Here is an 11,541-nt window from a genome sequence, read left to right as displayed (position 1 = left end):
GACTTACGCTAAAAATGACAACATTGTCATTATCCTGTCACCCGTCAAACAGGATGCGTTCCGTAGAGTAACCCTAAATCTACTCTGGACTTCATTTAAACCGTTATGTTCCTGTTAAAACGACTAAGCATCAGTACGGTATTTATTCTGGCAGGCTGCGTCTCGCTGGCGCCTGAATACCAGCGGCCGGAAGCACCGGTACCCCAGCAGTTTTCGCTTTCCCGTAACGGCCTGACGCCCGCGGCGGCGGGGTACCAGGACACCGGCTGGCGACGCTTTTTTGTCGATCCTCAGGTTGCGGGGCTGATTACGGAAGCCCTGAAGAACAACCGGGATATAAAAAAGGCCGCCCTGAAGGTTGAGGAAGCCCGCGCGCAGTTCAACGTAACGGATGCGGATCGTTATCCTCAGTTGAATGCCTCCTCGGGCATCACGTACAGCGGCGGGCTGAAAAGTGACAAACCCACTTCACAACAGTATGACGCGGGGCTGGCGCTTAGCTACGAGCTCGACTTTTTCGGCAAGCTGAAAAACATGAGCGAGGCCGATCGACAAAACTATTTTGCCAGCGAAGAGGCCCGTCGCGCGGTGCATATCCTGCTCGTCTCTAATGTGTCGCAGAGCTATTTCAACCAGCAACTGGCGTATAAACAGCTGCGTATTGCGCGGGATACGCTGGCGAATTACCAGCACTCCTATGCGTTCGTTGAGCAGCAGCTGGTGACGGGCAGCACGAACGTCCTGGCGCTGGAACAGGCCCGGGGACAGATCGAAAGCACGCAGGCAGAGATTGCCAAAAGAGAGGGGGAGCTGGCGCAGGCCAATAATGCCCTGCAGCTGCTCCTCGGCACGTATCGCGCGCTGCCGGGCGACGGCAGCATGAACGCCAGCTACGTTGCGCCGGTAAAACTACCTCCCCATCTTTCCTCCGCAATACTGCTGCAACGCCCGGATATTATGGAGGCGGAGTATCAGCTTAAAGCGGCCGATGCCAATATCGGCGCGGCACGTGCTGCTTTTTTCCCGTCCATTTCGCTGACCAGCGGGCTTTCAACCGGCAGCACGGAGTTGTCCAGCCTGTTCACGTCAGGGAGCGGGATGTGGAATTTTATTCCTAAAATCGACATTCCCATTTTTAATGCGGGCAGGAATAAGGCCAACCTGAAGCTGGCCGAAATTCGCCAGCAGCAGTCGGTTGTGAATTACGAACAAAAAATTCAGTCCGCCTTCAAACAGGTTGCCGACGCGCTCGCGCTGCGGGACAGCATTAATCAGCAAGTTGAAGCGCAGCAGCGTTATCTTGATTCGCTGCAAATTACCCTGCAGCGGGCCAGAGGATTATATTCCAGCGGTGTGGTCAGCTATATCGAGGTGCTCGACGCGGAACGTTCTCTTTTCTCCACGCAGCAAACCATTCTCGACCTTATTTACGCCCGCCAGGTGAATGAGATTAATCTCTTCACCGCGCTCGGCGGCGGTTGGGTTGAATAACTTCATTAAAGAGGAAAATAAAAATGCGTAATTCACTTAAAGCCGTTGTATTCGGTGCAGTCTCTATTGTGTTTTCTGCCAGCCTCCAGGCTGAGGTTCATCAGCACGAGATGGTCAGTGCTGCCAGTGAAGGGACCTCAGAGCAGCTCATCACCGGGACCGGTATCGTGAAGGGCATTGATCTCACGAATAAAAAAGTGACGATTTCTCATGAAGCCATTCCGGCGATTGGCTGGCCCGCGATGACCATGCGTTTCACCTTTATTCAGGCTGATGAGAGTATCAATGCCTTAAAAGTCGGCAGTCACGTTGATTTTTCGTTTATTCAGCAGGGCAATATCTCTTTACTGAAGAGCATTAAATAGCGAGAAACAGCATGGCCTCATTAAAAATAAAATATGCTGCCATGATAGTCAGCAGCCTAATTGCGGGAGGGCTGATATCGGTGACGGCCTGGCAGGCTATTCATTCCTTTGAAAAAACAGAAAATAGCGCACCAGAAAGAAAGGTGCTTTTCTGGTATGACCCGATGAAGCCCGACGTGAAATTCGATAAGCCCGGTAAATCGCCGTTTATGGATATGGATCTGGTGCCGAAATATGCGGATGAAAACGACAATAAAAGCAGTGTCGGTATCCGTATTGACCCAACACAGGTTCAGAACCTCGGATTAAAAACGCAAAAGGTGACGCGCGGAACGCTGAATTATGCTCAGACCATCCCGGCTAACGTTAGCTATAACGACTATCAGTTCGTCATTGTGCAGGCGCGCGCGGAAGGCTTCGTGGAGAAAGTGTACCCGCTGACGACGGGCGATAAGGTGAAGAAAGGCACGCCACTTATTGATATTACCATTCCTGACTGGGTAGAGGCGCAGAGCGAGTTTCTGCTGTTATCCGGCACCGGCGGAACGCCGACGCAAATAAAAGGCGTTCTGGAACGTCTTCGCCTGGCGGGTATGCCGGATGAGGATATTCAGAGGCTGCGTGCCACCCGAACGATCCAGACCCGCTTTACCATCAAGGCGCCGATCGACGGAGTGATCACGGCTTTTGACCTGCGTACCGGCATGAATATTTCCAAAGATAAGGTAGTGGCGCAAATTCAGGGGATGGATCCGGTCTGGATCGGCGCGGCAGTGCCTGAATCCATTGCTTATCTGCTGAAAGACACCTCGCAGTTTGCTGTTTCGGTACCAGCTTATCCGGATAAAACCTTCCCGGTTGAAAAATGGAATATCCTGCCGAGCGTGGACCAGACCACCCGCACGCTGCAGGTTCGCCTGCAGGTCGCTAACAAGGACGAGCTGCTGAAACCGGGCATGAACGCCTACCTGAAGCTGAATACCCAAAGTCAGGAGATGCTGCTGATCCCCTCCCAGGCCGTTATCGATACCGGCAAAGAACAGCGCGTTATTACGGTTGATGCGGACGGGAATTTTGTCCCGAAAAGGATCCACGTTCTGCATGAATCTCAGCAGCAGTCCGGCATTGGCTCTGGCCTGAATGAAGGGGATTCAGTCGTGGTCAGCGGCCTGTTCCTTATTGACTCGGAGGCCAATATTACCGGCGCGCTGGAGCGCATGCGTCAGGCTGAAACCGCGGACCGCGCGCATCCCGGCCATTAAGGAGACGATGATGATTGAATGGATTATCCGGCGGTCAGTCGCCAACCGTTTCCTGGTCATGATGGGGGCGCTGTTCCTCAGCGTCTGGGGGACATGGACCGTTATCAACACCCCGGTCGATGCCTTGCCCGATCTGTCTGATGTTCAGGTGATTATCAAAACAAGCTATCCCGGCCAGGCACCGCAGATTGTTGAAAACCAGGTGACCTATCCGCTCACCACCACCATGCTCTCGGTTCCCGGCGCAAAGACCGTGCGCGGTTTTTCGCAGTTTGGTGATTCGTACGTGTATGTCATTTTTGAAGACGGCACCGATCTGTACTGGGCCCGGTCCCGCGTGCTGGAGTATCTGAATCAGGTTCAGGGCAAACTGCCTGCGGGCGTGAGCTCTGAAATCGGCCCTGATGCCACGGGCGTGGGCTGGATATTCGAGTATGCGCTGGTGGATCGCAGCGGAAAACACGATCTCGCAGAGTTGCGCTCGCTGCAGGACTGGTTCCTGAAATTTGAGCTGAAAACAATCCCGAACGTGGCTGAAGTGGCGTCGGTGGGCGGCGTGGTTAAGCAGTATCAGATTCAGGTCAATCCGTTAAAACTGGCTCAGTACGGCATTAGCCTGCCTGAGGTTAAGCAGGCCCTTGAGTCGTCTAACCAGGAGGCGGGAGGATCGTCAGTTGAAATGGCGGAAGCGGAGTATATGGTCCGGGCCAGCGGTTATCTGCAGACTTTGGATGATTTCAATAACATCGTCCTGAAAACCGGAGAGAACGGGGTACCTATTTACCTTCGTGATGTTGCCCGCGTACAGGCGGGACCGGAAATGCGGCGCGGTATTGCGGAGCTGAACGGGCAGGGGGAAGTCGCTGGTGGTGTGGTGATCCTGCGTTCGGGCAAAAACGCGCGTGAAGTCATTACGGCGGTAAAAGATAAGCTGGAGACGCTGAAGGCCAGCCTGCCGCAAGGCGTTGAGATTGTGACCACCTACGATCGCAGCCAGCTGATCGACCGGGCAATCGACAACCTGAGTTCCAGGCTGCTCGAAGAGTTTATCGTGGTGGCCATTGTCTGCGCGCTGTTCCTCTGGCACGTTCGCTCTGCGCTGGTGGCAATTGTTTCTCTGCCGCTGGGCCTGTGTATTGCCTTTATCGTCATGCATTTCCAGGGGCTGAACGCCAATATTATGTCCCTGGGAGGCATTGCCATTGCGGTTGGCGCGATGGTGGATGCCGCTATCGTGATGATTGAAAACGCGCACAAGCGGCTGGAAGAGTGGGATCACCAGCATCCGGGAGAGCAGATTGATAACGCCACGCGCTGGAAGGTGATCACCAACGCCTCTGTCGAAGTTGGCCCCGCGCTGTTTATCAGCCTGCTGATCATCACCCTGTCATTCATTCCTATCTTCACTCTTGAGGGCCAGGAAGGGAGGCTGTTTGGTCCGCTGGCCTTCACCAAAACGTACTCCATGGCGGGCGCGGCTGCGCTTGCCATCATTGTTATTCCTATTCTGATGGGATTCTGGATCCGGGGTAAGATTCCCGCTGAGACCAGTAACCCATTGAACAGGCTGCTGATTAAAGCCTACCATCCGGCTCTGATTAAGGTGCTCCACTGGCCCAAAACAACCCTGCTGGTTGCGGCCTTATCCATCTTCACGGTGATCTGGCCGCTCAGCCAGGTGGGCGGCGAGTTTTTACCGAAGATCAACGAAGGCGATCTGCTGTATATGCCGTCAACATTGCCGGGCGTTTCTCCGGCAGAAGCGGCCGCACTGTTACAGACCACGGACAAGTTAATTAAAACCGTGCCTGAAGTGGCCTCTGTTTTCGGCAAGACGGGTAAAGCCGAAACGGCTACGGATTCCGCGCCGCTCGAAATGGTGGAAACCACCATTCAGCTCAAGCCTGAGAATGAGTGGCGGTCCGGCATGACGATTGAGAAGATTATTGACGAGCTCGACAAGACCGTTCGGTTGCCCGGTCTGGCGAATCTCTGGGTTCCGCCGATCCGCAATCGGATAGACATGCTTTCCACCGGGATCAAAAGCCCGATTGGTATCAAGGTGTCAGGTACCGTGTTGTCTGATATCGACGCGACGGCGCAAAGCATCGAGGCGGTAGCGAAAACCGTGCCGGGCGTGGTGTCTGCCCTGGCTGAACGTCTGGAGGGCGGGCGCTACATTGATGTCGATATCAACCGGGAAAAAGCCTCCCGCTACGGAATGACGGTGGGTGACGTGCAGCTGTTTGTCTCCTCGGCCATCGGCGGGGCGACGGTGGGTGAAACGGTGGAGGGCGTTGCCCGGTACCCGATTAATATTCGCTATCCTCAGGATTACCGGAACAGCCCGAACGCGTTGATGCAGATGCCGATCCTGACGCCGATGAAACAGCAGATCACGCTGGGCGATGTGGCTGATATTAAGGTCGTATCTGGCCCGACCATGCTGAAAACGGAGAATGCGCGTCCTGCCAGCTGGATTTACATCGATGCCCGTGGCAGGGATATGGTGTCGGTGGTGAACGACATGAAGACGGCCATCAGCCAGAACGTGAAGCTAAAGCCGGGAACCAGCGTGTCATTCTCCGGCCAGTTTGAGCTCCTCGAACATGCCAACAAGAAGCTGAAGCTGATGGTGCCGATGACGGTGATGATCATCTTTATTCTGCTGTATCTGGCGTTCCGTCGCGTGGAAGAAGCGTTGCTAATCCTGATAAGTCTGCCGTTCGCCCTGGTCGGAGGCATTTGGTTCCTGTACTGGCAGGGCTTCCACATGTCTGTCGCAACCGGCACCGGGTTTATCGCCCTGTCCGGGGTGGCGGCTGAGTTTGGGGTGGTCATGCTGATGTATTTGCGTCATGCCATTGAGGAGAATCCGGCGTTGTCCCATCGGGACACGTTCACCGAGCAGGGGCTTGATGACGCGCTTTATCATGGTGCCGTGCTGCGCGTGCGGCCGAAGGCGATGACCGTGGCGGTGATTATTGCCGGTCTGCTGCCCATTCTCTGGGGGACCGGTGCCGGGTCAGAGGTCATGAGCAGGATAGCGGCGCCTATGATTGGCGGGATGATCACGGCGCCGCTGCTGTCGCTGTTTATTATTCCTGCGGCGTATAAGTTGATTTGGTTGCGCAGGCAGAGAAAGGCATAAAAAATCCCGCCGATAACGGCGGGAATGTTATGGGATGTTTGCTTGGCGCGTCTGGCTGATAAGCTTGCGCCAGGCGCGATTATGCAAAGTAAACAACAGCATCTTATAGAAAGCGGTGGAAAGGATACAGCTGCCGCTAAGCCCCAGCATGACGAGGCTTACCAGCGCCGCGGCCAGACTGACGCCCGGAGAAGCGCTACCGCTCAGCGCGGCCAGCAGATAGGCGGCAGTCAATATCAGGCTTATCACAGCCAGCGTAAGATGTAACCGCACGGCGCGCATGTTGCCGTTGCCAATCATAAACATCGTCACGCCGTTGATGCCGGCGAACAGAAGGGCTAGATGTAATTTGTGGTCGTGATGTGGAAGGGCTTATGGAGCGGGCGTTGATATATCTTTTTAACACCCCAGGTGATTTAATTATTCTGGGTTTGAGGAATATACATAATTAATCTCAGCACCAGTAACAGCATAACAAACTGTTTTAAATGTATATTTATCAAATGCTAATTCAAATTCACAGTTATGAACTCAAATTTGGTTCATAACTGTGTTAAACGCTGTCCAGAAATCACTCGATGTTACGTCTGTTAGTTCATGAACTGTTCGTTCTAATTTTATGATGTACGTCAGGTTTTCGTGTTAAGTAATATTACCTTTTACTCGATGAGCGATTGCTTAATACCTCTCCGACAACAGGAGCAGCGGTAAATGCGTTTGGCCAGCCAGCGTAAAACGCGGCTTGGGTAACGATCTCCCCAGCTTCCTCAGCAGAAAGTCCATTATCCATCGCTCTGTTGAGGTGATAGCCAATCTGCGCGCTCTGTCCAGATGCGATTAACGCGCTGACCGTAATCAGGCTTCTGTCGCGGGGTTTCAGCGCGGGTCTTTGCCAGAGATCCAGGAACAGTGGGTCAGCAGTAAATTTAACCAGACCAGGTGATATCGGTCCCACGTTTTTTTCCACTGTCTCTGAACGATGCTTTTCTGCTTCCTGATTGAGAGGAAGCAGGTCCGGAGAAGCGTCAGGAAGTGCATCTGCCGTGACGCCACGAGATTCAAATACTGCTTTGGTCACGCTGACTGCTGACATGGCATTTGGCCAACCTGAGTAGAACGCCAGATGGGTAATGATTTCTGACAATTCCGCTGGCGAAACGCCATTATCAAGGGCAATGTCTACATAGTGCTTAAGGTCGCCAGGCTGGTTTCTGGCAATTAGCATGGCGACGGTCACCATACTACGATCCCTGGGCGAGAGGGCATCGCGTGTCCACAGATCTTCAGTAATAGCTTCTCGACCAAAGCGGGCAAGAGCCGGTGAGACAGAACGAATATCAGCTTCAGGAATCGCTGAAGGTTCAATTTTCATCATAGCTTTACCTCTTGTTTCCTCAGCATTAGCAAAATCAGAAATAACAAGCGACATGGCCGCCGCTGCAATTACGCTTTTCATGTTAATCCTCACTGGTCAACGGTGCGGATCCTGTTTGATTCCGCCTTTGTTACGAAGAAATACCGGTTTTACCGGGATAGCGTCCTTACTGGCGCTCATATGCGCCGTTTGCCTGAGATAGTCCCGGAAGTGTGGCGTTTGTCGGTGCAGTTGATACGCTTCCTCACTGGCGTAAACCTCATAGAAATACCAGCGGTTTGGCGTCTGTGAGTCTGTAGCGGCATACATGGCTAACACGCCTTTCTCAACGTTGAGCGACTCAGCCATTTCAGGCAGAACGATGTTTTTAAATTCGGTCTGAAATTCAGGCTTTACCTCAACGATCACCAGATTATTAATGGTTCGCTCATTCGGTAGGATGTATTTGTCCCCCAGAAATTGGGGCTCCAGAGTGATTTTATTTTTCCGATCGATAATGTCAGGTGCCCGGGCAGCGAATGCCTTGTACGGTTCAGCATTCAGATGTTTGCGGTAAGCACTCTCGTTTTCATAGAGTTCGACCACGAATACCTGACGTGGATTGTCGCTTCGTTGCAGGGCGTACATCGCCAGCGTACCTGCTTCATGATCAACCGAAGCGGAAATCGTCTGCCTGGCCACGTCTGCAAAAACTTTGTCCCGATCGGGTCTGACGCCAAGCTCGAAGATATTCATCACGGGCTTATTCTGCGTGTCCGGTTTTGTTGCAAAGACAGGGATGCTTATTAGCATACAAATTAAAAACATAAGGGGCTTTTTCACGTTGATCCTTTTACTGAAATTACTGTTTGCTACCGCGTCCAGACCTGCTTAACGTCTTTCGTTTGCGGCGTGTTTTGCGCCATGATCCCCGTCAGAACGTGCGGCTGGTAGGTTTCTTCCAGAAACCGGATTTCCTCCGGGCTCAGTTGAAGATTTACGGCGTTTACCGCGCCATCAACGTGATCTTTTTTTGTGGCCCCTACGACAGGTGACGTGACTTTTGTCAGCAGCCAGGCGAGTGAGATTTCCGTCATGGACACCTGATGCCGTTCGGCAAGTTCGGCGACACGCTCAATAATGAGCCGATCCTGTTCAGCCGTGCTGTCATATTTCCCGCGCGCATAATCATCCTCCGTGGCTCGCCGCGTGTGGCCTTCTTTCCGGGAGAGACGACCGCTGGCCAGCGCGCTATAGGGGGTCATGGCGATATCATCTTCAGCGCACAGACCGAAGAGCTCTCGTTCATCTTCACGCATAATCAGGTTGTAGTGGCTTTGCATGGAAACAAAGGGCGTCAGCCCTTCGCGTTCGGCAAGGGCGTTCGCTTTCGCAAGCTGCCAGGCATAGCAATTGGAAATACCAATAGCGCGCACTTTGCCCGCAGTAACGGCGGCATGAAGCGCTTCAAGCACCTCAATAACGGGCGTGTTGTAATCCCAGATGTGGTAGATGTAGAGGTCGATGTAGTCCATCCCCAGATTTTGCAGGCTCTGGTCGAGCGATCGGGCTATTGCCTCTTTTCCGCCGATCCCCGCGGCAATTTGCGCGGCGGTTCGCGGCAGAAACTTGGTGGCCAGCACCACATCCTCGCGTTTTGCCATCTCCCGCAGCGCCCGGCCAACGTATCGCTCACTGGAGCCGTTCTGATAGGCGATGGCGGTATCGTAAAAATTGATACCCTTTTCGAGACCGTAGCGGATGATGTCCCGGCTTGCTGTTTCGTCCAGCGTCCAGCGATGCTGGCCCGTTAACGGGTCGCCAAACCCCATACATCCCATACAGATGCGGGAGACCAGTAAGTCACTTTTACCGAGCCGGGTATACTGCATCGTTATTCTCCCTCTGGATTATTCACGACGGAATTGAGCAGATCGACAAGCCTTGAAGCATGTTCCCGGGCAAGCGTTTTATGCTGCGCGATTTTGTCGGCATCCCGGTCGGCATAGCTGATACCGCAGGTATAAACCGGCGCCAGCAGCTCAAGATTGCACAGTTTTGCCGTGGTCTCGAACGGAATAAGATACTCTTTAATGGCATGGCCAAAGAAACCGTCAGCGGTATAGAGCGCCTGTGGCGCCCCTGTAGTGAAGGAGAGGATCAGCTTTTTACCGCCCAGTTTCGCCGTTGAGCCATGCGCGAAGCCGTGGACAAAGACCTCGTCCAGCCATTGTTTCATTAACCCGGGCAGCCCATACCAGGAAAAAGGAAACTGCCAGACAATCACATCGGCCCTGAGCAGGCTTTCCTGCTCCGCAGCGATATTGAATTTGCCGTCCGGATAGAGCCAGTCCAGACGACGAATTTCAGCATCGGGAAGGGCGGTTGCCACTTCATCAAGGATAGTGGCGTTGGCGACGGAATGGTTCAGCTCAGGATGACCTGAAATAACAAGGATATTTTTCATTTCAATACGTTAAAGAGGCTGGTGGATTTTTAACCCAGTATAGAGTGACACCATTATTTTTTTTAGAGCAGTAAAGGCTCATTCACTTTTAGACAAAAACTAATAATGGTCGATTGATCTCATTGTGCCCCCATATCCCTTGGCGGCTTCCCAAATCAGCGCCTTTCGCGTTTATCAGCGCATTCTTTTCTATCTGCGGTTGGCTTCGGTCAGGATTATGACCATCAGCGACGGTTTTCCCCCAGTCGCCAAGGAAAGGTGCCTGCTCAAGCGCAACAGGCATACACGCTCGCCCTAACTCGCTGTCGAGATAATGTTCTTCGAGGCAAATGATTTTCATATTCTCACTCTTCATACAAAGCAGTAAAAGTGATGCAGATTAGGATCGCCCGGAACAGCCCGTTCGTGAGTGTCATTCATGACAGTCTGTCCCGGACAGGGTTTACACCATCGGTTTTTCCCAGGCGCCTCGTGTATCGACTCTGGTCTCTGTGGCGACTTGTTCCAGCAGGATGATTTCCTCATCGCGTAACTGGATGTCTGAAGCGCAGGCGGCGTCCAGAACGTGATGGACTTTAGTCGCACCAACGAGGGGAAGGGTACCTTTTGCAATAGCCCATGCGATGGCTATCTGTGCCACGCTGGCATTCCTTTCAGTTCCCATTTTTTTCATGGCGGCGGTTAATCTTTCTATCTGCGGCAGTACTGCGTTATAACTTTCGGCCCGGCCACTCCCGGCAGGCATGGGATGATTTGAATCATAACGACCACTGAGCGCGCCTTGCTCCAGGACCATGTAAGCAAAGAACGTGATGTTATTTTGTCGGCAGTAATCAAGGATCCCGGCCTCTTCAGAGGCGCGATAGAGCAGGCTGTAATGATTCTGTACTGCACTGAGGGAATAACCGGAAGCGTTAAGGATTTCGTTGGCGCGTCTGATTTGTGCCAGATTGTGGTTGGAAACCCCGACGCGTTTGACCTTACCGCTTTGTAAAAGTGGGATCAGTCCTGGCGTCCATTTCTCAACGTCGAGGGGATTGTGGATCCAGTAGATATCAATCGCGTCCACGCCCAGGCGTCCGAGGCTGGCCTCAAGCATATCGCTGACAGGCTGTGCTGACTGTTCGTTCGCAATCTGCGGCGTGAATTTGGTGGATAAAATCATATCCTCGCGGGGGAACTGACGGACTAATGCTCCCAGCGCTGCCTCGGAACTCCCCATGCCATATACTGCTGCGGTATCCCAAAGATTGAGACCCTTACTCATGGCCGTGGTGAACACGTCTGCCATCTGAGTATCAGAAAGATGATTGCCGAAGACGGTGTCGCCACCGGCAAAGCCTGTGCCCCAGGACCATGTGCCGAGCGCGACTGAAGGAAGAGATTTCATATTCAGCTCCTGAAAAAAGGCCGGAACGTTGCTGACGTAAACCGGCCAAAGAGGGTGAGTA

11 protein-coding genes are annotated in these 11,541 nt (G+C 53.1%); 4 read left to right on the top strand and 7 right to left on the bottom strand.

Features of this window, described 5'->3' with window-relative positions; all coding sequences use genetic code 11:
• Positions 1–105 precede the first annotated feature (105 nt).
• The 4 genes from ACR42C_RS11660 to silA are packed head-to-tail and all read left to right on the top strand — an operon-like array spanning position 106 to position 6,269.
• The gene (locus tag ACR42C_RS11660; protein WP_320719530.1) at positions 106–1,491 is read left to right on the top strand and encodes an efflux transporter outer membrane subunit; all 1,386 of its coding nucleotides are present in this window, start codon (positions 106–108) and stop codon (positions 1,489–1,491) included.
• A 23-nt stretch (positions 1,492–1,514) separates the two neighbouring features.
• On the top strand, positions 1,515–1,856 hold the full coding sequence (gene cusF, locus ACR42C_RS11655) for a cation efflux system protein CusF (RefSeq protein WP_316379158.1): 342 nt from the start codon (positions 1,515–1,517) through the stop codon (positions 1,854–1,856).
• Between the two features lie 11 nt (positions 1,857–1,867).
• A complete protein-coding gene (locus tag ACR42C_RS11650; RefSeq protein WP_479984109.1) occupies positions 1,868–3,118 on the top strand; it encodes an efflux RND transporter periplasmic adaptor subunit in 1,251 nt (416 codons plus the stop codon).
• A 10-nt stretch (positions 3,119–3,128) separates the two neighbouring features.
• Positions 3,129–6,269, top strand: coding sequence for a Cu(+)/Ag(+) efflux RND transporter permease subunit SilA (gene silA, locus ACR42C_RS11645; RefSeq protein ID WP_479985196.1), 3,141 nt, complete (start codon positions 3,129–3,131; stop codon positions 6,267–6,269).
• Positions 6,270–6,296: 27 nt separating this feature from the next.
• On the opposite strand, the gene ACR42C_RS11640 is transcribed toward silA, so the two are convergent.
• The 7 genes from ACR42C_RS11640 to ACR42C_RS11610 all read right to left on the bottom strand — a co-directional run bounded on the left by ACR42C_RS11640 (position 6,297) and on the right by ACR42C_RS11610 (position 11,480).
• Positions 6,297–6,575 carry a hypothetical protein gene (locus ACR42C_RS11640; RefSeq protein ID WP_316379156.1) on the bottom strand — a complete coding sequence of 93 codons (279 nt, stop codon included), beginning with the start codon at positions 6,573–6,575 and terminating at the stop codon, positions 6,297–6,299.
• Between the two features lie 346 nt (positions 6,576–6,921).
• A complete protein-coding gene (locus ACR42C_RS11635; protein WP_479984108.1) occupies positions 6,922–7,725 on the bottom strand; it encodes a carboxymuconolactone decarboxylase family protein in 804 nt (267 codons plus the stop codon).
• A gap of 15 nt (positions 7,726–7,740) precedes the next feature.
• Positions 7,741–8,436: a putative quinol monooxygenase gene (locus tag ACR42C_RS11630; protein ID WP_479985195.1), complete on the bottom strand. Its 696-nt coding sequence runs from the start codon at positions 8,434–8,436 to the stop codon at positions 7,741–7,743.
• Positions 8,437–8,495: 59 nt separating this feature from the next.
• On the bottom strand, positions 8,496–9,515 hold the full coding sequence (locus tag ACR42C_RS11625) for an aldo/keto reductase (RefSeq protein WP_479984107.1): 1,020 nt from the start codon (positions 9,513–9,515) through the stop codon (positions 8,496–8,498).
• A gap of 2 nt (positions 9,516–9,517) precedes the next feature.
• Positions 9,518–10,090, bottom strand: a complete 573-nt coding sequence (locus tag ACR42C_RS11620) for an NAD(P)H-dependent oxidoreductase (protein ID WP_479984106.1) — start codon at positions 10,088–10,090, stop codon at positions 9,518–9,520.
• An 88-nt stretch (positions 10,091–10,178) separates the two neighbouring features.
• Positions 10,179–10,430, bottom strand: a complete 252-nt coding sequence (locus ACR42C_RS11615) for a hypothetical protein (RefSeq protein WP_320719533.1) — start codon at positions 10,428–10,430, stop codon at positions 10,179–10,181.
• Between the two features lie 102 nt (positions 10,431–10,532).
• Positions 10,533–11,480 carry an aldo/keto reductase gene (locus tag ACR42C_RS11610; RefSeq protein WP_479984105.1) on the bottom strand — a complete coding sequence of 316 codons (948 nt, stop codon included), beginning with the start codon at positions 11,478–11,480 and terminating at the stop codon, positions 10,533–10,535.
• Between the last annotated feature and the right edge of the window lie 61 nt (positions 11,481–11,541).

The sequence above is a fragment of the Enterobacter sp. MG-EB028 genome (assembly GCF_056673305.1).
Note: the sequence above shows the minus strand (reverse complement) of the source record. Positions and strands in the feature narration are given on the sequence as shown.

Bases quoted from the DNA above. Each gene is read 5' to 3' on its own strand.
- ACR42C_RS11660 (WP_320719530.1), top strand. From the start codon at position 106: ATGTTCCTGTTAAAACGACTAAGCATCAGTACGGTATTTATTCTGGCA.
- cusF (WP_316379158.1), top strand. From the start codon at position 1,515: ATGCGTAATTCACTTAAAGCCGTTGTATTCGGTGCAGTCTCTATTGTG.
- ACR42C_RS11650 (WP_479984109.1), top strand. From the start codon at position 1,868: ATGGCCTCATTAAAAATAAAATATGCTGCCATGATAGTCAGCAGCCTA.
- silA (WP_479985196.1), top strand. From the start codon at position 3,129: ATGATTGAATGGATTATCCGGCGGTCAGTCGCCAACCGTTTCCTGGTC.
- ACR42C_RS11640 (WP_316379156.1), bottom strand. From the start codon at position 6,575: ATGTTTATGATTGGCAACGGCAACATGCGCGCCGTGCGGTTACATCTT.
- ACR42C_RS11635 (WP_479984108.1), bottom strand. From the start codon at position 7,725: ATGAAAAGCGTAATTGCAGCGGCGGCCATGTCGCTTGTTATTTCTGAT.
- ACR42C_RS11630 (WP_479985195.1), bottom strand. From the start codon at position 8,436: ATGCTAATAAGCATCCCTGTCTTTGCAACAAAACCGGACACGCAGAAT.
- ACR42C_RS11625 (WP_479984107.1), bottom strand. From the start codon at position 9,515: ATGCAGTATACCCGGCTCGGTAAAAGTGACTTACTGGTCTCCCGCATC.
- ACR42C_RS11620 (WP_479984106.1), bottom strand. From the start codon at position 10,090: ATGAAAAATATCCTTGTTATTTCAGGTCATCCTGAGCTGAACCATTCC.
- ACR42C_RS11615 (WP_320719533.1), bottom strand. From the start codon at position 10,430: ATGAAAATCATTTGCCTCGAAGAACATTATCTCGACAGCGAGTTAGGG.
- ACR42C_RS11610 (WP_479984105.1), bottom strand. From the start codon at position 11,480: ATGAAATCTCTTCCTTCAGTCGCGCTCGGCACATGGTCCTGGGGCACA.